The 23583-nt window shown below is 47.7% G+C and carries 1 protein-coding gene; it reads right to left on the reverse strand.

What is annotated here, in order from left to right; genetic code table 11:
• Window positions 1–189: 189 nt before the first annotated feature.
• The gene (locus tag MSG38_RS02210) at window positions 190–23427 is read right to left on the reverse strand and encodes a tandem-95 repeat protein (RefSeq protein WP_248400888.1); all 23238 of its coding nucleotides are present in this window, start codon (window positions 23425–23427) and stop codon (window positions 190–192) included.
• Window positions 23428–23583: the final 156 nt, after the last annotated feature.

Here is a 23583-nt window from a genome sequence, read left to right on the forward strand (position 1 = left end):
TCTATAATAACTAAGAACATTCTTGTGGATTCTCAAGTTTTTTGAAGCCAAAGAATGAATCTCAGCGACAAATAAGAAAGCCATGCAAAGGTCACTCTACATGGCTTTGCTCAGGGCAACTTTACGCTGCCCTATCTACTTGTTGGTTTACACTAAATGTCGGTTTAGACTAAAACTAAGCTCTCTCGATTAAATCGAGCTTTGGTCGAAGTCGTTGCCTTGATCAGTTCCAGTTTGAGAATCTGAATCGAAGCTTCCAGAGTCGTCCGTGAAGTCAACACCTTGGTCTTGACCTCCCGCACTTGTCCAGTCGCTGCCACCAGATTCCATACCCGCCATGTCCGGTTGCTGCTCTTGCGTAGAACCTTGCATGGTGTATTGGTCATCGACTTCAACTTCAACAGAACCGCTAGCTCCGTCTATTGAGCTACCCAATTCGTCGTAACCTTGGAATTGGATCTCGCTAGTACCTTCGTAACCTTCTGGTAGTTCGACAGATACAGGCTGCTCTAGGTTGCCACTGATTGTGAAGCTACCATCACCGTTATCCAGTGCGTTACTCACAGTAGCGCCCTCAGGTAAGCCAGACATATCAGCGTAATCAACCGATTCGTTACCACTCACCTCATCAGGAATCGAGATAGAGATGGTATCGCCCGGTGCCGCTGTTACATCTGCTGTACTGTCTTCAGTTTCAGCATCTTGAGCTTGGTCATCAGCTTGTTGAGCCACTTCCACTTGTTGCTCTTCTGTTGCTTGAGCAGCTTGGACTTGTGGTTCATCACTTTGTACTGAATCATCCTCAACTTGGATACTTAAGCTGTGACTTGATACTTCACCGCCGTCGTTAACTTCAACATTCATCGCTAAATTGCCATCGAAGTCTTCGTTCGGCCAGTAAGTCCACTCACCTTCGCCTGATTGGGCAAAGAAGCCAGCATCGTTCGCGTCTGCAACATCAACAACTTGTGCAGAATCACTCACGCCCAACTCATCCACCAGCTGTGCATCCGTGATAGTTAATGAACCATCATCAGCTAAGGCATAACCTTCGCTCGCCGCTGCTTCATCGCCACTTTGGATATCCACATTGAAGAAGCTTTCGATGCGATTCTCGCCATCGGTCGCTATAAATCCAACTTGAACATCGCCGGTGTAGTCTTCAGCAGGAGTGAATTGATAGTTACCTTGGTTATCGCTCTCAATTACGCCCTGACCTTCCATCAAGCTTACTGACTCAATGCTCAAGCTATCGCCTTCTGCATCGCTCAGGTTCGCTAACATGTCTTCGTCAGTGAACGATAAGGTGGCATCCGCTGCGATTTCCGTAGTCGTGATGCTGTTAACTTCTGGTGCTGCATTCTCTTGTGAGTCGCCTTCTTTCACGACTACGCCAGTTTGCTCATCATGAAGCACGCCATCTTTATCAACAACGTAAGCAATGTCTGCTTCACCAGTAAAGCCTGGTGCTGGTGTGAACGTCCAAGTGCCATCGCCATTATCAACAATCTCACCTTGGCTGCGGTCGGCAAGATGAACCAGTTTCACTTCATCATCGCTGTCTGCATCCACATTCTCAGCCAAACCAATTAGGTCGTCCGCCGTCAGGATGATGGAATCACCCGCCACAGTTTCGAAATCACCCGTATCGATGCCATCATCAAACGCTTCTGGCTCATCTCCGTAATCAACCGTTGTTGCGCTTACGGTCACGAAGAACTCACCATGGAAGTCTTCAGGAGGCGTCATTTGAATGTTTGAGATATCCCAGTCGAACAGGTCGATGTATTGACCCGGCTCGGTGATCATCACGGTATTCACACCATCGGTTACCTCGAATCCAACAGGGAAACCTGTCATCACCAAGTTACTTAGTGTTTCTGAATCATCGACTAAACCAACGTTCAGTCCCAAGTGACCCGTTTCATCTTCGCCGAAGACTAATGGACCATCATGGTCAGTTGAAATAACCGCGCCATCTGCGACAGGACGTACGAACACAGGAACATCAAGAACCGTTTCAAACTCACCGTCACTCACGACAACTTGCAGGTCAGAAACACCCGCAAAGTCGCCTGTTGGTGTGAATGTCCAAGTACCATCACCGTTGTCTGTTACTTCTCCGCCATCTTCACCGTCTGCGGTGATAATGCGAGAAACAACAAGGTCAGCGGTATCAATGTCACCGAACAAGTTCATCAAGTCGCCAGCATCGAAGGTGAACGCGCCATCTTCGTCTGTGGTCATCATTGCGTTGCCGACATTGAATGGTGCATCGTTAACCGGAATGACATCCACATTCAGCGAGCCATCAACCACTTCTTCACCGTCAGTAGCTTGATAACCCAGTTCTACTAAGCCATTGAAGTCTTGAGTAGTCACTAAGTGATACATGCCGTCTGGTTGCTGAGTTAAGGTCGCGTTCGCTGGAGCTCGAACTGTGATGCTTTCAATGCTGATTTCGTCGCCATCAAGATCTGTAACTTGACCCGCGATGTAAGCAGGGTCAATCACCATGACCACATCTTCTTCGCCTTGCATCTCAATGGTTGGCGCTTCAGGTGCATCATTCACTGGCGTAACATCGATGTTGCCGTCGACTGAAATAGTCTCTTGACCGTCGCTAACGTTAAACGTCATCGGCACATCGCCATTGAAGTTTTCGTTTGGCGTAAATGACCAAGTACCATCTTCGTTGTCTAGCAACTCACCTAAGCTAGGGTCGATTTGTAGACCAGAAGCCGACAGCTCGTCTGCGGTGTTATCGATGTCGGTAGCTTGAGCTAACAACATGTCTTGTGTGATAAGAATGGTGCTGTCTTCGGCTGTGGTTAGTTTCACATCCTCAGACTCAGGTCCATCATTCACAGCCAGAACTTCGATTCCTGCCGTTGTTGTTGCAGTTGCACCGTCATCATCGGTTACAACCACATCTAGGCTGATATCACCATTAAAGTTCTCGTTTGGCGTGAAGGTCACAGACCCGTTATCGTTTTGAACCAAGGTGCCGTCAGAGCCTGAGTAAGTCACGCTTTCAAGCGACACTTCACCATCAACGTCAGAGCTATTAGCAATTAACTGCTCAGGGCTGATTGTGATGGTGCCATCTTCGTTCATTTGGTAAGACGTAGAACCCGCTACCGGCGCATCGTTAACATCCGTTACCGTCACACCAATATTGGCATCGACTGTCTCAGTGCCATCAGTCACTGTGAAGCCTAGGTTGACATCGCCATTGAAGTTCTCGTTCGGAGCAAAACTATAAGTGCCATCACCGTTATCCGTGAATACACCTTCTGCGCCCGTGTAAGACACATCCGTGATAGACAAGTCATCGCCGTCAATGTCTGCAGAACCTGCTAATAGGTCTGCATCCGTGAAGATTAGCGTTCCATCTTCCTCAACGGTAAAGTTTTGGTCTTCTGCTGTTGGTAGGTCATTGACTGGGTTAACCGTTAGGTCGACGCCAGCTTGAACAGTTTCAAGGCCATCTGACACATCGAAGCTCAAATCAATGTCACCGTTGAAATCAGCATCCGGCATGATAGTAAATGAACCATCTTCGTTTGCTGTTACGGTTGCATTGTCACCCGCGGATAGGTTGCTTGCGGTCAGTGCATCACCATCAACATCCGATGCGTTCGCCAACAACTGCTCTTGAGATAGCGTAATTGAACCATCTTCATCAACCGAGTAAGCCACGTTTCCGGCCACTGGTGCGTCGTTAACTGCAATAACTTCAATACCAGCGGTGGTTTGAGCCGTTGCACCGTCGTCATCAATAACCGTCACATCAAGGTTGATGTCGCCGTTAAAGTTTTCGTTTGGTGCGAACGTTACCGAACCATCTTCATTTTGAACCAAGATACCGTCTGCACCTGAGTAGCTCACGCTATCAAGCGACACTTCCCCGTCCACATCGGAACTATTAGCAATCAACTGCTCAGGGCTCAATGTGATGGTGCCATCTTCGTTCATTTGGTAAGACGTTGCGCCTGCCACTGGTGCATCGTTAACGTCTGTTACCGTTACGTCGATGTTTGCATCGACTGTCTCTGTACCATCAGATACTGAGAAGTCCAGGCTTACGTCACCATTGAAGTTCTCGTTCGGTGCAAAGGTGTAAGTGCCATCACCATTGTCGGTGAACACACCCTCTGCGCCAGTGTAAGACACATCGGCAACTGAAAGCTCATCACCATCAATATCAGAAGCACCCGCTAGCAGTTGCTCGTCTGTAAAGGTAAGTGAACCGTCTTCTTCAATGGTGTAAGCGACATCTTCTACAACTGCGATGTCATTCACTGGATTCACAGTAAGGTCGGCCGTTGCAACAACCGTTTCAGTACCATCAGAAAGGTCGAAGCTTAGGTCAACATCGCCATTGAAATCGGCATCCGGGGTAATGGTAAATGAACCATCATCGTTTGCCGTAACGGTCGCGTTATCACCCGCGGTTAGGTTGGCAGCGGTAAGATCATCGCCGTCCACATCCGATGCTTGAGCAAGCAGTTGCTCTTGGCTTAGCGTGATTGAACCATCTTCATCCACTGAGTAAGCCAAGTCACCTGATACTGGTGCGTCGTTGACTGCGATAACATCTATTCCCGCAGTCGTTTGAGCGGTTGCACCGTCTTCATCTGCAACGGTTACATCTAGGCTGACATTGCCGTTGAAGTTTTCATTTGGTGCGAAGCTGTAAGTACCATCACCATTGTCAGTGAAGATACCGTCTGCGCCTGAGTAGGAAACGTCGCTAACGGATACATCACCTTCAATATCTGAGCTGTTCGCAAGAAGCTGCGCTTCATTGATGGTAATCACGTTATCTTCGTCAACGCTGTAGGTCGTTGAACCTGCAACTGGCAAGTCGTTAACAGCAATGACGTCGATACCTGCGGTTGTTTCAGCGGTTGCGCCATCTTCATCCATAACAGAGACATCAAGACTGATGTCACCGTTAAAGTTTTCGTTTGGAGCAAAGGTGTAAGTACCATCACCATTATCGGTGAATACACCATCAGTGCCGCTGTAGCTTACATCGCTGACAAACACTTCCCCTTCAACATCCGAGCTATTCGCTAGAAGTTGTGCATCGCTTAGGGTGATGCTGCCATCTTCTTCAACGCTGTAAGTTGTAGAACCCGCTACCGGTGCGTCATTGATTGGAACAACTTGAACATCAATATTCGCCGATACAACATCAGTACCATCACTCACATCGTAAGTTAGGTCGACATTACCATTGAAGTTCTCGTTTGGCGCAAAGGTGTAAGTACCATCGCCATTGTCCGTGAACACACCGTCAGTGCCTTCGTAGTTAACCGACTCGACAGAAAGGTCATCGCCGTCAATATCCGTTGCACCAGCCAATAACTGTTCATCGGTAAAGGTCAGCGAGCCATCTTCATTAATGGTGTAGTCGTGGTCGTAGATTACAGACAGGTCGTTAACTGCTGTTACGGTCACGTCTAGTTCCGCTGGAGTAACCCCACCGTTGCCATCGTCTACGTTGTAGCTAATCGAGAATTCACCGTTGAAGTTCTCTTCCGGTGTAATGGTGTAAGTACCGTCACCATTGTCAGTGATAAGCGCGTTCTCAATGGAAACATCTCCAACACTTGGTTCGTTTCCGCCCGTATCACCAGAGTCATCACCTTCATCGCCGGTTAGCAATTCAGAGATATCAATGCCGTTTTCATTCGCAAGCGCTTCTTCTGCCGTTGGCAAGTCGAACGCATTTTGAGTGCCCACATCTTGGCTTGGAACAATGATGCCATTCACGATATCGAATACATGCCAGTGGTCACCTGATGGGTTATCAGATAAATCTGGGCTGAAGGTTTCAACCAATGTATCACCTACAAACACCTGAACTTGTACATCTTCAACACCATCTACATCCCAACTTCTGTTGGTGTAGTTGTGTACTGAATAGTGCATGTCAGCATCTTGGTAGTTTGGAATGGTAATGGTTTCAGGACCATGGCCATTTACATCATCCACATCTTGTTGAACAACGTTACCTTCACCAAGATCATGGCTCATGTCGCGGTAGTAAATATGGTCTAGCTCATTGCCATTCTCTGTATCGTATAGCCATAAGTGGTTGTCCATATCTCGAGGACTTTCACCCCAAGTCACCACGATACGCATATCTGTTTCTTCAAGTACTTCAGATATAGCGGTTACGCCACCATTCACATCTTCGCCCGCAGGGACAAGGAAGCTACTGGTGATTGAACCTTCTTGCTCAATGGTAACCGTGCCTTGGTCAACGACTGAACCTGTAACAGAGTAGTTACCTGAATCATCCGTTACTGTGGTGTAGCTATTGCCAGCACTGTCGGTCAGGGTGACTTCTGCACCAGACACTGGACTACTGGTTTCAGCGTCTAACACAGTACCGGTTACGGTTGTTTCATCGCCCTGCTCTCCAATAATTGCGGTCATGTCATCGTCTTCGATGTCAGTCGCGAATTGTAGGAGCTCTTCTTGAGTAATGGTGTATGAACCATCTTCTTCAATGGTTATCGCCACATCAGCCGAAACAATCGGCGCGTCGTTAACTGGGTCAACGGTTAAGCCTAAGTTAGCGGCAATTGGAGTGTCGCCATCGCTGATGCTGTAGGCAACGTCGATGTAGCCATTGAAGTTTTCGCTTGGAGTGATAGAGAACGTACCATCGCCATTATCGACAATCGTTGCGTCGTCACCCACTAAGGTTAAGTCGGAAGCGACAAGGTCATCTCCCTCAATATCAGCGGCATTCGCAAGTAACTGCTCCTGCGTGATAGTGATGACATTATCTTCATCAACGTTCGCATAAACATCAGATGTCGTTGGCAAGTCATTGGCTGGGTTTACCGTCAAATCGGCGTTCGCCACAATTGACTCAGTGCCATCCGAAATATCAAAGCTTAGGTCGATATCGCCATTGAAGTTCGCATCTGGCGTTACCGTAAAGGTGCCATCGCCATTATCAACAACAGTTGCATTATCGCCTGCGCTTAGGTTGCTTGCGGTCAGGTCATCGCCATCCACATCAGAGGCTTGAGATAGCAACTGCTCTTGAGTCAGAGTAATCGAACCATCTTCATCAATGCTGTATGCCAATTCACCCGATACTGGTGGATCGTTAATTGGAAGAACATCAATACTTGCGCTGGTGGTTGCTGTAACGCCATCTTCATCTGTCACCACTACATCGAGGCTAACATCGCCATCGAAGTTTGCGTTCGGTGCAAAGCTGAATGTGCCGTTACCGTTGTCAGTAAAGATACCGTCAGCGCCTGTGTAAGTAACGCTATCAATCGCGACTTCGCCTTCAATATCCGAAGAGTTCGCCAACAGTTGCTCCGCACTGATGGTGATCACTTCATCTTCGTTGACTGAGTAGCTGGTTGAGCCTGCGATTGGCGGATCGTTTACCTCAAGTACGGTGATTCCCGCGGTGGTCGCTTCTGTTGCCCCTTCTTCATCGGTAACAACAACAGCTAAACTCACATCACCATTGAAGTTCTCGTTTGGAGAGAAGGTGTAAGTGCCGTCACCGTTGTCTTCGAACACACCATCACTGCCCGTGTAAGTCACGCTATCAATCGCAACCTCACCTTCAATATCTGAAGAGTTGGCTAATAGCTGTTCGTTACTGATCGTGATTGAGTTATCTTCATGCACAGTGTAAGACGTACTACCCGCTACAGGTGGATCGTTCTCAGGCGTCACGCTCACATCAATGTTGGCTTGAACCGTATCCGTGCCATCTGACACATCAAAGCTGAAGTTCACATCACCATTGAAGTTCTCGTTTGGCGCAAAGCTGTAGCTTCCGTCACCATTGTCGGTCAGCACACCATCAGCACCCGTGTATGTCACACCTTCGACTGTTAGATCATCACCTTCAACATCCGTTGCACCCGTTAACAGGTCAGCGTCAGAGAAGTTAAGAACCCCATCTTCACCAATAGTGAATGCTTGATCTTGTGGCTCTGGCGCATCATTGACAGGTGTTACCGTCAAGTCTAGGCCAGCAGCGACCATGTCCTCTCCATCGGTGACATCGTAACTAAATTCGATATTACCGTTGAAGTTTTCACTCGGTGTAATGGTGAAACTGCCATCGTCGTTCATTTGAACGGTCGCATTTTCATCATTGGTGGTTAGATTGATTGCCGATAGGTCATCGCCATCAATGTCGACAGCGTGCTCTAGCAACTGTTCTTGAGTTAGCGTGATGCTGTTATCTTCGGCTGTAACGGCACTAATATCACCGTCAACTTCTGGAGCATCGTTCGCAGGTGAAATGTGAATCGTCACGTCTTGCGTAGCTGTTGCGGTGGTGCCCGTATCAACATCAGTCGATGTTGCATTCACAGTTAGAACCACATCACCATTGAAGTCACCTGAAGGGATAAACTCTAGCCCTTCTAGCTCACCTGGTTGCAATGACCATGTGCCATCACCGTTATCGATACCTGCAGAAAGCGAGCTGCCTTCTGGCACGTCTTCAATCAAGATAGCAAGGTTTTCTGAGCCATCGGTATCGGTTAGAGCGGCATCAATATCGAGTGGTACAGGTGTATCTTCGGTACCAATGATTTGGTATTCCGCGTCAGACACTGTGATTTCGATGTTGTCGATACCAAACGACTCGTCATTGACGCTTTGATTCAGAGTTGAACCGAAGCCAAGTTCAAGTTGGCCGTCTTCTACTGGTACCGTTAGGTTGATTTGATGTGCTTGGTCATTCCAACCACTGAAGCCCTCACCTTGCGATACGCCGTGAACCACTTCGCCGACTTCATTTCCTTCTGAATCGTAGAGCGTTGTTGTGCCATCTTGAGTACGGAACGCAGAGTTATCTAACGAGGTAAGCTCTTCGCCACCGACAAAGATTTGGAACGACTCACCATCCCAAGAGTCAATTTCGTAGAAGTTGAACGAGATATTAACTTCGCTCACATCACTTGGAATGTCGTAAGTTTTGCTGACGGCTTCATCACCGCCCGTTCCACCAATACGACCTAGCATGTCACCCGACTCGAAGCCTTGTGAGCTTTCAGTACCTGTATTCCAACCGTTTGAGCCAGACTCGAAGTTATCGGAAGCAATCACCAAATCAGACGCAATCGACAGCTCTGGCATATCAACCACAGATTGAACATCAATCGTCGCTTCTGCTGGTACTGTCGCGGTACCGTCATTCACGTCGAACGTCACATTCACATTACCGTCGAAGTTTTCATTCGGTGCGAATGTGTAAGTGCCGTCGCCGTTATCTACCAAAGTACCGCTATCTGAAGCCACATTTTCAACCGATAGGTTATCGCCATCAATGTCGCCCGCATTTTGCAGCAGTTGTTCTTCTGTGAAGGTAAAGCTGGTGTCTTCTTGAGTCACAAATTGTGGCTCACCGACTGTTGGCAAGTCATTAACTGGGTTAACCGTTAGGTCAGCCGTTGCTTGAAGCGTCGCATCACCATCGGTAATGTCGAAGTTCAAATCAATGTCGCCATTGAAGTTAGCATCTGGCGTGATAGTGAAACTACCATCATCGTTTGCAGTAACTGTCGCATCACCACCAACGGTCAGGTTAGCCGCTGTTAAGTCATCGCCATCCACGTCACTCGCTTGAGCAAGTAATTGCTCTTGGCTCAAGGTAATTGAGCCATCTTCGTCCACGCTGTACGCCAAGTCGCCCGATACCGGAGCATCGTTAACAGGCAGAACATCAATGCTTGCGTTGGTCGCTACGGTTGCGCCTTCTTCATCAGTAACGACAACATCAAGGCTTACGTCGCCATCGAAGTTCGCGTTAGGTGCGAAGCTGAATGTTCCGTCACCATTGTCGGTAAAGATACCGTCTGAACCTGTGTAGTTAACGCTATCAATCGCCACTTCACCTTCGATATCAGAAGCGTTCGCCAACAGTTGCTCTGAACTGATGGTGATAACTTCGTCCTCGTTGACTGAGTAGCTCGTTGAGCCTGCGATTGGTGGATCGTTCACCTCAAGTACAGTAATACCGGCGGTGGTCGCTTCAGTTGCGCCCTCTTCATCAGTAACGACGACATCAAGGCTAACTTCGCCGTTGAAGTTTTCGTTTGGTGAGAAGGTGTAAGTACCGTCACCGTTATCTTCAAAGACACCATCAGCGCCAGTGTAAGTCACACTATCGACTGCCACATCACCTTCAATGTCCGAAGAGTTAGCAAGTAGTTGCTCGTCGCTGATGGTAATTGAGTTGTCTTCATGAACGGTGTAAGACGTGCTACCTGCAACCGGTGGATCGTTCTCTGGTGTCACGCTGACATCAATGTTGGCTTGAACTGTATCCGTGCCATCTGACACATCAAAGTTGAAGTTCACATCACCATTGAAGTTTTCGTTTGGCGCAAAGCTGTAGCTTCCGTCGCCATTATCAGTAAGAACACCGTCCGCACCTGTGTAAGTAACGCCTTCAACCGATAGGTCATCCCCATCAATGTCAGTCGCACCTGTCAGCAAGTCTTCATCAGTGAAGTTCAAGATGCCGTCTTCGCCAATGCTGAACGTTTGATCTTGTGGTTGTGGAAGGTCATTAACTGGATTAACGGTTAGGTCAGCCGTCGCAACCAGCGTATCTGTACCGTCGCTAATGTCGAACGTTAGGTCAATGTCACCATTGAAGTTCGCATCTGGCGTAATGGTAAAGCTGCCATCATCGTTAGTAACAACCGTCGCGTTTCCATCAACAATCAAGTTAGAAGCAGTAAGGTCATCACCGTCCACATCACTTGCTTGAGAAAGAAGCTGTTCTTGGCTCAAGGTAATCGAACCGTCTTCCTCAACACTGTATGCCAGGTCGCCTGATACTGGTAAGTCGTTAATTGGTAATACATCAACCGTAATAAACGTATCAACTTGAGCGCCGTCTTCATCTTGAATGGTCACATCCAACTGCACTTGGCCGTTGAAGTTTTCATTCGGTGCGAAGCTACATGTACCGTCACCATTGATTGAGAAGATGCCGTCTGGACCGTCGTAGTTGATCTCAACAAGCTCAACATCACCTTCAATATCAGATGCGTTCAGCAGAACTTGAGACTCACTGAAAGTCAGTACTGAATCTTCATCGATCGTGTATGACGTTGGGCCAGCAACTGGCGGATCGTTCACTTCTAGAACCGTAATGCCCGCCGTAGTCGATACGGCTGCATCGTCTTCATCAACAACAACCACATCAAGGCTAACTTCGCCATTGAAGTTCTCGTTTGGAGAGAAGGTATATGTGCCGTCACCGTTGATTTCTAGAACACCGTCACTACCACTGTAAGTCACGCTATCAATCGCCACTTCACCTTCGATATCCGAAGAGTTCGCTAGCAATTGTTCGTTACTGATCGTAATAGAGTTGTCTTCATGAACCGTGTAAGACGTGCTACCCGCAACCGGTGGATCATTCTCTGGCGTCACGCTCACATCAATGTTAGCGGTTACCGTATCGGTACCATCTGATACATTGAACGAGAAGTTCACATCGCCATTGAAGTTTTCATTTGGTGCGAAGCTGTATGTGCCATCGCCATTGTCGGTTAGGACACCGTCTGCGCCAGTGTAAGTTACACCTTCAACACTTAGGTCGTCCCCTTCAATGTCCGTCGCACCTGTTAATAGGTCTTGGTCATTGAAAGTTAACACGCCATCTTCGCCGACTGTGAATGTCTGGTCTTGTGCTTCTGGACCGTCGTTCACAGGTGAAACCGTTAGCTCTAGGTTGGTAGAGACAACATCATCACCATCAGACACATCAAACGTAAAGCTTACATCACCATTGAAGTCAGCATCTGGCGTTAATGTGTACGTACCATCACCGTTATCGGTAATCGTAACGCTCTCATCATCGGTTGCTAAATTCAGAGCCGTCAGCTGATCGCCATCTAAATCGCGTGCATTAGCCAATAGGTCTTCTTGCGTAATGATGATTGAACCATCTTCTTCAACCGTTGCAGAAACCGGAAGTGCTTCAGGTACGTGCTCAATGTGCGCGCCTGTCGCGTTAATGTAGATGGTTTGAGAGACCGTTTCAGAATCATCATTCGATAGCTCTGTTGCGGTTGCCGTTACATGAACTTCAAGCTGTTCGTTGAAGTCTTCAGGTAGCTGGATTTGTAGTGCATTTTCGATAGCCGTTGTTGGTAAGTTCACCGTACCATCAGGGCCAACCGTCACTTCACCGCTGTAGATTTGGCTGTTCACTTCACCGACATCGATTGTGAAGTTGAAATCTGTGTAGTCAGCATCACCGCCGCCATACAAATCTTCAAAGCCGTAAACCAGCTCGCCGTCTTCATTAACCGTCGTGCGAGTATGTTCGATACCATCTTGGTTTAGCTGAGAGCTTGAACCACCATGGAAGATCGCGTCACCATTCTGGCCTTGAATCACTGTCTCGGTTCCATCTGCCGCAACAAAGACAAGTTGAGGATCAACCGTATCCATGTTCGCAGGTGAACCATCCTCAGCACGGAACTCGTACTGACCGTCTTGCATCGCATCAAAGTCGTTGTGCTGATGTCCGTTTGGAATTAAGAACAGGTTAAAGCTTTCGCCTTCCGCAACTTGGAAGCTGAACTGTTCTTGCCCAGGAACAAGGTCACCACCACCATCGACTTGTGAGGCATTCTCGTAGACGATTTCAACGCCCGTGATGTTGCCGTCTTCGTCAACTTTGTAGTAACCCGCTGTGTTTTCGTAACCAGCCGTCTCACCCTCAAATGTGACTGTGATTTCAGTATCGTTGTAACTGGTGATACCGTTGTCTTGGTTATTGATTACCCCTTCGTTATCGTAGGTAATCACTGAGCCTTCAGGCACACCATCAACCGTTACCGTCAATGTTTCTGATAGATCTTGGTCTACTAGCGCAGCAGCAATATTAAGCTCAACAATGCCGCCTGGCTCAACCAGAATTGCTTCATCATCAACGTTGACACCATCGCCATCCGTGATCACTAGGTCAGGTGCATCAGCTACGGCTTCAATGTGAACATTGATGTCTTGTTCAACCTCATCCGTGCCGTCTGTCACCGTAAAGCTGAACTGCAGGTCACCACTGAAGTGCTCTTCAGGAACGAAGCTGAACGTGCCATCACCGTTGTCGGTGACTGTGCCTTCATCGCCAGAGTAATTGATGCTAGTAACGCTTAGGTCGTCGCCATCAATATCAATCGCACCACTCAACAGATCTTCTTGAGTGAACAGGATGCTGCCATCCTCTTCAATGTGGTACAGGCCTGGAGCAACAATTGGAATGTCATTCACCGGATTAACGGTCAATGTCATGTCATTCGACGTGCTCAGCTCACCGTCGCTCACCTCATAAGTGAATGCAATATCACCGTTGAAGTTTTCAGAAGGTGTCACGGTGTACGTGCCATCACCATTGTCGATAATGCTTGCGTTCGGATCATTGGTTTCAAGCGAAGTAGCAAACAGCTCATCACCATCTTGGTCGCTCGCGTTCTCCAACAGCATTTCTTGTGTAACGAGGATTGAACCATCTTCGTCGACATCTGCCACCATTGGCGTCGCTTCTGGTGCATCGTTGACGAACTCAACTTTTAGGTCGATGTTTGCGGCAACCACATCAGTGCCATCGCTCACATCAAACGCTAAGTCAACATTACCGAAGAAGCCTTGCTCTGGTGTCAATGTGTATGTTCCGTCGCCATTGTCTGTGACTTCTACCGTGTCGCTTGCACTCGTCACATTCACAACTGACAGTTCATCACCTTCAACGTCTGTCGCTTGTGCCAGTAACTCAGCTTCGGTAATAGTAATCGCTTGACCATCTTCCGTAGTGAAAGACATGTCAGGCACGTCTGGCGCATCATTGATTGGATTTACGGTTAGGTTGAGGTCAGCGGCAACAGTTTCGATCGCGTCAGTGACATCGTAAGTAAATTCAATCTCACCAAAGAAATCTGCACTTGGTGTAATCGTGAAGCTACCGTCTGGGTTTTCTACAACAACCGCATTTGGATCGTTGGTCGCAAAGTTAACCGCTTCAAGGTTGTCGCCATCTACATCGGTTGCATTCGCTAACAGATCCTCTTGAGTAATAGTGATTGAACCATCTTCATCAACAGCGGCTTCAATTGGACCACTCACCTCAGGGCCTTCATTAACAATTTCAACGTCAACTCTTGCTGTACTTGGTGCGCTTGCTTGCCCGTCACTGATGTCGAAAGTCAGATTCACTTCACCGTAGAAGTCTTCTGCAGGTTCGAAGGTAAAGGTATTATCACCGTTATCCGTTAAGGTACCTTGCGTTTGGTCTGCAAGTAATAGGTTTTCGACATGAAGAATGTCGCCATCAACATCGGTCGCGCCAGACAATAGGTCTTTCGCTTCGATGATCATGGAGCCGTTTTCAAGCATTTGGGTGTGCAATGGCTCACCCGGAACCGGCACATCATTGACCGGTACAACCGTTAGGTCTAGATGCGTTGCAACTTCATCAGTACCATCAAACACCTTGTAGTCGATGTCGATTTCACCATTGAAGTTTTCATTCGGCATGAAGGTAAACGTACCATCACCGTTATCAACTAGCTCACCGTTGTCACCACCGTAAGTGATGTCAGAAATAGACAGCGTATCGCCTTCCACATCTGTGGTGTTCGCTAGCAAGTCATCCGCACTGAACGTGATGCCTTCATCTTCGTCTGTCGATAGAACAATCGGGCCAGAAACGATTGGCGCATCGTTCACGGATTCGAAGTTGATGTTGATGATGTTGCTGTCTGTCAGCTCACCATCCGTAACTTGGTAACCGAGTTCGATTTCACCATGGAAGTTTTCATCCGGTGTTACCGTCCAAGTACCATCACCATTATCGGTGAGTGTTGCATGCTCTGAGTTTTCACCCACTAGCTCGAGATTCTGAATATCGAGGTCGTCGCCATCAATATCAGATGCTTGCGCCAGTAGTTGTTCTTCGGTAATCACAACCGAAGCAAACTGTGCAGAACCATCGGTATCGACAGTAATATTCGGAAGTTCAGCCGTTAGCTCGATTTCGTTGTCACCCGCATGGATATTCAACTCAACCGTTTCGGTGATCTCTGAACCATCAACACCAATCGATGTAAACACGGCTTCATCATGACAAGTTTGTGACACTGTCATGTTTTGAACGACGTAAGTACCATTACCTTGCACGGTACCAAGTTCAAAGTAAGACACCGGCTCATTTACCGTAAGCGTATAGTCCGTCTCGTAATTGCTACGGTCTTCTTTGTGGTAAGTCATCGAATCGATTAACTCACCATCATCGTTGAAGGCGCGAATTTCCACTTCAGTAAAGTGACGAGACTCTTCCATGAACCAGCCACCCAAACCATCAAGGTGGAAGCTGATTTCATTGATGTCTTGACCTTCAACCGAAACGGTCAGTTTCTCATCACCACTTAGGCCTTGGCGGTCTGTATCACCAATACCGTGACCAATGTGGGTGTTACCATTCCAGGCACCAAGAGGATCATCGTTACTTTGAACGGTTACTGTTAAGTCTCCATCCGAGAACTCTCGAGTGTAAGGGTCGACTTCTGTACCCCAATCGTCCACGCTCGCGTTATCGTCAAACGTACCGATTTGCGTGGTGTGTGTACCGTTAGCCAATGCGTCATCATTTGGAATAAAGCGTACTTCTGTGTCGGCAGGAACTTCTTGTCCTACTTCCAGCACCACCCATTCGTCATTCACATTCGCTTCAATGATGCCGTTTTCTGGCGCTTGGTCTAAACGTAGTGCTGGCTCTTCACGAAGTGTCACACCAACTGTTTGGTCTTCTTGCGCTTGGATGAAGATTTCATCACCCGCTTCCGGCGCATCGTTGACAGGGTTAACTGTCAAGTCGAGTGTCGTTAGAACTTCATTCTCACCATCACTGATGTTGTATGTGAAGTCCAACTCGCCATTGAAGTTTTCTGTGTGCGTAATGGTGAATGAACCATCGTCATTAGCAACAATTGTCGCATCTGGATCGTTGGTTTGTAGGTTAGATGCCGTTAGATCATCACCTTCAACGTCCGTTGCGTTCGCTAGCAACTGCTCTTGAGTAATGGTAATTGCGTTATCTTCATCGACTTCAGCCTGAATACCCGAAGTTTCAGGTCCATCATTCACAGCAATAACATCGATGCCAGCGGTTGTGGTTGCGGTTGCACCGTCTTCATCAACGACAACAACGTCTAGTGAAATATCACCATCGAAGTTTTCATTTGGCGTAAAGGTGTAAGTACCATTGCCATTATCAACAAAAGAGCCGTCATCACCGGAGTAAGTTACTCCAGACAATGATACATCGCCTTCTACATCGGAAGAGTTTGCCAATAGTTGCTCATCACTGATCGTGATTTGGCCATCTTCTTGAACTGTGTAAGATGTCGAGCCCGCAACCGGTGGATCATTCTCAGGCGTTACACTGACATCAATAACAGCTGATGTTGAATCAGTACCGTCAGAGACATCGAACGAGAATTGAACATCACCATTGAAGTTCTCGTTTGGAGCAAAGCTGTATGTGCCGTCGCCATTATCGCTAAGAACACCATCTGCACCTGTGTAGAGCACGTTTTCAATCGACAGTTCATCACCATCAATATCCGACGCGCCTGCAAGCAGGTCAGCATCGGTGAAGAGTAACGTACCGTCTTCTTCAATCGTGAACTGTTGATCTTGCGCTTGTGGCAAGTCATTAACCGGATTCACGGTAATGTCTAGGCCAACTTGAACTGAACCACCATCGTTATCGATGATATCGAAGTTCAGGTCTAGGTCACCGTTGTAGTCGGCGTTAGGTGTAATGGTGTAGCTGCCATCATCATTGTGTTGGATGGTCGCGTTTTCATCAGTAGATAGGTTGATAGCTTCTAAGTTGTCACTATCGATATCACCTGCTCGTGCTAGCAATTGCTCTTGGCTTAGCGTGATGGAGCTATCTTCATTGATGGTGTAAGCCAAATCGCCCGATACTGGCGCATCATTGATTGGCAATACATCAACGTTAATGTGTGTTTCAACCGTTGCGCCATCTTCATCTTGAATGGTCACACCCAGTTGAACCTGACCATTGAAGTTTTCGTTGGGTGCAAAGCTGCATGTACCATCACCATTTACAGTGAAGATACCGTCAGAGCCATCGTAGTTAATGCCAACAAGTTCTACATCGCCTTCGATATCCGAAGCATTCACAAGAATCTGAGATTCACTGAACGTCAGAACCGAATCTTCGTCAATGGTGTATGACGTTGGACCCGCAACCGGTGGATCGTTCACTTCAAGAACGGTAATACCTGCTGTGGTTTCATCAATTGCACCCTCTTCATCTGCAACAATCACATCAAGGCTAATATCACCGCTGAAGTTTTCGTTAGGAAGGAAGGTATAGCTGCCATCGCCGTTATCTTGGAACACACCATCAGTGCCACTGTAAGTTACAGTATCAACCGACACCGCACCTTCAATATCCGAAGAGTTAGCTAGCAACTGTTCATCAGAAATTGTGATGGCATTGTCTTCGTTAACCATGTACGAAGTAGAACCCGCAACTGGCGGATCGTTCTCAGGAGTCACACTCACATCAATGTTAGCGCTGACTGTTTCTGTGCCATCAGACACATCGAAACTGAAGTTCACATCGCCATTGAAGTTTTCATTTGGCGCAAAGGTATAAGTACCATCACCGTGGTCGGTCAGTACGCCGTCACCACCTGTATAGCTAATACCTTCAACGGTTAAGTCATCGCCATCAATATCGGTAGCACCGGTAAGTAGTTCGGCATCTGTAAATTGAAGCGTACCGTCTTCTGCAATACTGAATTGTTGGTCTTGAGGAACCGGCAAGTCATTAACTGGGTTAACCGTAAGATCGGCGGTTGCTTGAACCGTGTCAGTACCATCAGTGATGTTGAATTGAATATCAATGTCACCATTGAAGTTCTCATCTGGAACGATGGTAAAGCTACCATCATCATTGGCGGTTACTGTTGCGTTACCATCTACCGTTAAGTCGCTTGCGGTTAGATCTTCGCCTTCAACATCGGACGCTTGAGACAACAGCTGATCTTGGCTCAGTGTGATTGAACCGTCTTCGTTAACGTTGTAAGCCAAATCACCGGATACTGGCACATCATTGATTGGCAGTACGTCAACATTGATGACGGTTTCAACCTCTGCACCGTCTTCATCACGAATGGTCACATCAAGCTGAACTTGGCCATTAAAGTTCTCATTCGGAGCGAAGCTACAAGTGCCATCACCATTTACTGAGAAGATACCATCAGGGCCATCGTAACTAATACCAACTAGCTCAACATCCCCTTCTACATCTGAGGCATTAAGCAACACTTGAGACTCACTGAAGGTCAGTACTGAGTCTTCATCAATGGTGTAAGACGTTGGACCTGCAACCGGCGGATCGTTCACTTCAAGAACATTGATGCCCGCAGTCGTCGCGTCGGTAGCACCATCTTCATCAGCAACAACCACATCCAGTGCAATTTCACCGCTGAAGTTCTCATTTGGCGAGAAGGTGTAAGTGCCGTTACCATTAATTTCGAGGACACCGTCGCTACCAGAGTAAGTCACGCTGTCTATGGATACATCACCTTCAATATCTGAAGATGTTGCCAATAGTTGTGCATCAGAAATGGTAATCGAATTGTCTTCATTCACCGTGTAAGACGTTGAACCCGCAACTGGCGGATCGTTCTCAGGAGTCACGCTAACATCAATGTTTGCAGATACCGTATCGGTACCGTCTGACACATCGAAGCTAAAGCTCACATCGCCATTAAAGTTTTCGTTTGGCGCAAAGCTATATGAGCCCTCACCCAAGTCAGTCAGTACGCCATCAGTACCTTCATAAGTGATACCTTCAACCGTTAGGTTGTCACCTTCAACGTCTGTCGCACCTGTAAGCAGATCCGCGTCTGTGAACAGTAAAGTACCGTCTTCTGCAATACTGAATTGTTGATCTTGAGGGACTGGTAAATCATTAACTGGGTTAACGGTTAGGTCTGCTGAGGCTTGAACCGTATTGGTGCCATCAGAGATATCAAAGCTGATATCGATGTCGCCATTGAAGTTCTCATCTGGCGTAATAGTGAAACTGCCGTCGTCGTTAGCTACAACCGTTGCATCACCGCCGACCGTTAAGTCGCTGGCCGTCAAGTCATCGCCTTCCACGTCAGAGGCTTGAGAAAGCAATTGCTCTTGGCTTAGACGAATCGAACCGTCTTCGTCGATTGAGTACGCTAGGTCACCAGACACAGGCGCATCATCAACCGCCGTAACGCTTACGTCGATGTTCGCTGACACCGTATCGGTACCGTCTGACACATCGAAACCGAAGTTTACGTCGCCATTGAAGTTCTCGTTTGGCGCGAAAGTGTACGTACCATTACCGTTATCAGTAAGGATACCGTCGCCACCATCGTAGGTCACACCTTCAACCGTTAGGTTGTCACCTTCAATATCTGTAGCACCTGTTAACAGGTCTGCATCGGTGAAGATAAGCGTGCCATCTTCTTCAACACTGAACTGTTGATCTTGAGGGACTGGTAAATCGTTAACTGGGTTAACGGTTAAGTCAGCTGCGGCTTGAACGGTATTGGTGCCATCAGAGATATCAAAGCTGATATCGATGTCACCGTTGAAGTTCTCATCAGGCGTGATGGTGAAACTGCCGTCATCGTTCGCAACGACTGTTGCATCACCGCCAACCGTTAGGCCGCTGGCGGTCAGGTCATCGCCTTCCACATCTGATGCTTGTGATAGCAATTGCTCTTGGCTTAGACGAATCGAACCGTCTTCGTCAATTGAGTACGCTAGGTCACCCGATACAGGTGCATCATCAACGGCAGTTACGCTGACGTCGATGTTTGCTGACACCGTATCGGTACCGTCAGACACATCGAAACCGAAGTTTACGTCGCCATTGAAGTTCTCATTTGGTGCGAAGGTGTAAGTACCATTACCGTTATCAGTAAGGATACCGTCGCCACCGTCGTAGGTCACACCTTCAACCGTTAGGTTGTCGCCTTCGATGTCCGTAGCGCCTGTTAATAGGTCTGCATCGGTGAAAATGAGCGTGCCATCTTCTTCAACGCTGAACTGTTGATCTTGAGGTACTGGCAGGTCATTAACTGGGTTAACGGTTAGGTCAGCTGAAGCTTGAACCGTGTTGGTACCATCTGAGATATCGAAACTGATATCGATGTCGCCATTGAAGTTCTCATCTGGCGTGATGGTGAAACTGCCATCATTGTTTGCAACGACTGTTGCATCACCGCCGACCGTAAGGTCGCTGGCTGTCAGGTCATCGCCTTCCACGTCAGAGGCTTGTGATAGCAGCTGCTCTTGACTTAGACGGATAGAACCATCTTCATCGATTGAGTACGCTAGGTCACCCGATACAGGTGCATCATCAACCGCCGTCACGCTCACATCGATGTTTGCTGACACCGTATCGGTGCCGTCAGACACGTCGAAGCCGAAGTTTACGTCGCCATTGAAGTTCTCGTTTGGAGCGAAGGTGTACGTACCATTACCGTTGTCAGTAAGAATACCGTCGCCACCATCGTAGGTCACACCTTCAACCGTTAGGTTGTCGCCTTCAATATCTGTTGCGCCTGTTAATAGGTCAGCATCTGTGAAGATTAACGTGCCGTCTTCTTCAACACTGAACTGTTGATCTTGAGGGACTGGTAAATCGTTAACTGGATTAACCGTCAGGTCTGCAGAAGCTTGAACCGTGTTGGTACCATCTGAGATATCGAAACTGATATCGATGTCACCGTTGAAGTTCTCATCTGGCGTGATGGTAAAGCTGCCATCATCGTTGGCTACAACCGTCGCATCACCGTCAACCGTTAAGTCGCTAGCAGTAAGGTCATCGCCTTCAACATCTGATGCTTGAGAAAGCAGCTGCTCTTGGCTTAGACGAATCGAGCCGTCTTCGTCGATTGAGTATGCTAGGTCGCCAGACACTGGTGCATCATCAACCGCTGTTACGCTCACATCGATGTTTGCTGATAACGTATCGGTGCCGTCTGAGACATCAAAACCGAAGTTTACGTCACCATTGAAGTTCTCGTTTGGTGCGAAGGTGTAAGTACCGTTACCGTTATCAGTAAGGATACCGTCACCGCCATCGTAGGTCACACCTTCAACCGTTAGGTTGTCACCTTCAATGTCTGTAGCACCGGTTAACAGGTCAGCATCTGTGAAGATTAACGTGCCGTCTTCTTCCACGCTGAACTGTTGATCTTGAGGTACTGGCAGGTCGTTTACTGGATTAACCGTTAAATCAGCCGATGCTTGAACCGTATTGGTACCATCAGAGATATCGAAGCTGATATCGATGTCGCCATTGAAGTTCTCATCTGGCGTGATGGTGAAACTGCCGTCATCATTAGCTACAACCGTTGCATCACCGTCAACCGTTAGGTCGCTCGCTGTTAGGTCATCGCCTTCAACATCTGATGCTTGTGATAGAAGTTGCTCTTGGCTTAGGCGAATCGAACCGTCTTCGTCGATTGAGTACGCTAAGTCACCAGACACAGGCGCATCATCAACGGCAGTAACGCTTACGTCGATGTTCGCAGATACCGTATCGGTACCGTCAGAGACATCAAAGCCGAAGTTTACGTCGCCATTGAAGTTTTCATTCGGAGCAAAGGTGTAAGTACCATTACCGTTGTCGGTCAAGATACCGTCGCCACCATCGTAGGTCACACCTTCAACCGTTAGGTTGTCACCTTCAATATCTGTAGCACCGGTTAACAGGTCTGCATCGGTGAAGATAAGCGTGCCATCTTCTTCAACACTGAACTGTTGATCTTGAGGGACTGGTAAATCATTTACTGGGTTAACCGTAAGGTCTGCTGAAGCTTGAACGGTATTGGTGCCATCTGAGATATCAAAGCTGATATCGATGTCACCGTTGAAGTTCTCATCTGGCGTGATGGTAAAGCTGCCGTCATCGTTGGCTACAACCGTCGCATCACCGTCAACCGTTAGGCTACTGGCAGTCAAGTCATCGCCTTCCACATCAGACGCTTGCGATAGCAGTTGCTCTTGGCTTAGGCGAATCGAACCGTCTTCATCGATTGAGTACGCTAAATCGCCTGACACAGGTGCATCATCAACGGCAGTTACACTCACATCGATGTTCGCTGATACCGTATCGGTGCCATCTGAGACATCAAAGCCGAAGTTTACATCGCCATTGAAGTTCTCATTTGGAGCGAAAGTGTACGTACCATTACCGTTATCAGTAAGGATGCCGTCGCCACCATCGTAGGTCACACCTTCAACAGTAAGGTTGTCGCCTTCAATATCTGTAGCGCCTGTTAATAGGTCTGCATCGGTGAATATGAGCGTGCCATCTTCCTCCATTTCAAACGTTTTATCTTCAGGAACAGGCGCGTCATTAATCGGACGTACCGTTAAATCAATTGCGCTACTAATCGTTTCTTGGCCGTCACTGATGTCGAAAGTAAGGTCAAGTTCACCATTAAAGTCAGCTGAAGGAACAACGGTGAAAGTACCATCACCATTGTCTTGAACTGTTGCATCAGCACCAACTTGGACGTTAGAAGCAACAAGCTCGTCCCCATCTACATCACTTGCGTATTCGAGTAATTGTTCTTGAGTGAATGTTATGGAGCCATCTTCATCCATGATGTAAGCCAGATCTTGTGCAGCTTCTGGTGCATCATTTTCACTTTCGACTTTGATTTTAAACGTTTCGCTTACCGTTTCAGAATCAAAGTCATCTTCTACTTCGCTAATGGCCTCTTCGTCAGAAGCTTGAACATCAACTGCAAATGTCTCTTCTACTGTTTGTGAATCGAGCTCATCACCAACTTGTTGGTCACCCGACTCTGAAGATGTCTCACTCGGCGCTGCTGATGTACGCGCTGCTTGGCCTTGTTCTTCATTACCTTCTGCGTCTGCGCCACCTGTCGCAGCCTCTGCGTTATCACCACCTACAGCTTGTGCGCCCGCTCCAGCTCCGCCACCACTGCCAGCTGCGTTATCCGAACCAGCTTCAGAAGCGGCCCCACCAACTACATTGGATTGTGCTGCGTCTGAATCACTACCACTTTCTGGCGTCTCTTCTTGCACAGCCGCACCAGAAGCCGAGGCATCTTCAGCATTACCTGCACCACTCGGATTTTCGTCTAAAGCCTGGTTAACTTCGTCTGCCGCATCCGCATTTTCAGCACCCGTCGCTATTGTCGACGCAATCGTATTTTGTTGATTTTGTTGATTCTGCTGTTGGGAGGGCGTACCCGCGTCGTTCGTGTCCGTTTGTTCTACCGCGTCATTTAGATCTTCATTTTGGTTGTTTTGGTTATTTTCGCCTGCCATTACAGCCTCCGTTGCTACTAGCTAACTGATCGTATTTAGAAGCATTAAAGGACATCATTTTGAAAAACCAATTTTTTATACAACATTTTTCATAATTTCTTTTTAAAGAGAAAGAATCAAAAAAAATTTGAAAACTGCCTTTAAAGATCCTTAGTT

The organism is Vibrio sp. 1CM24A, from assembly GCF_023161725.1.
Classification (GTDB): domain Bacteria; phylum Pseudomonadota; class Gammaproteobacteria; order Enterobacterales; family Vibrionaceae; genus Vibrio; species Vibrio coralliirubri.

What these genes read in the sequence shown, in the direction of transcription:
- MSG38_RS02210 (WP_248400888.1), bottom strand. Translation starts at nt 23,427, where the DNA reads ATGGCAGGCGAAAATAACCAAAACAACCAAAATGAAGATCTAAATGAC.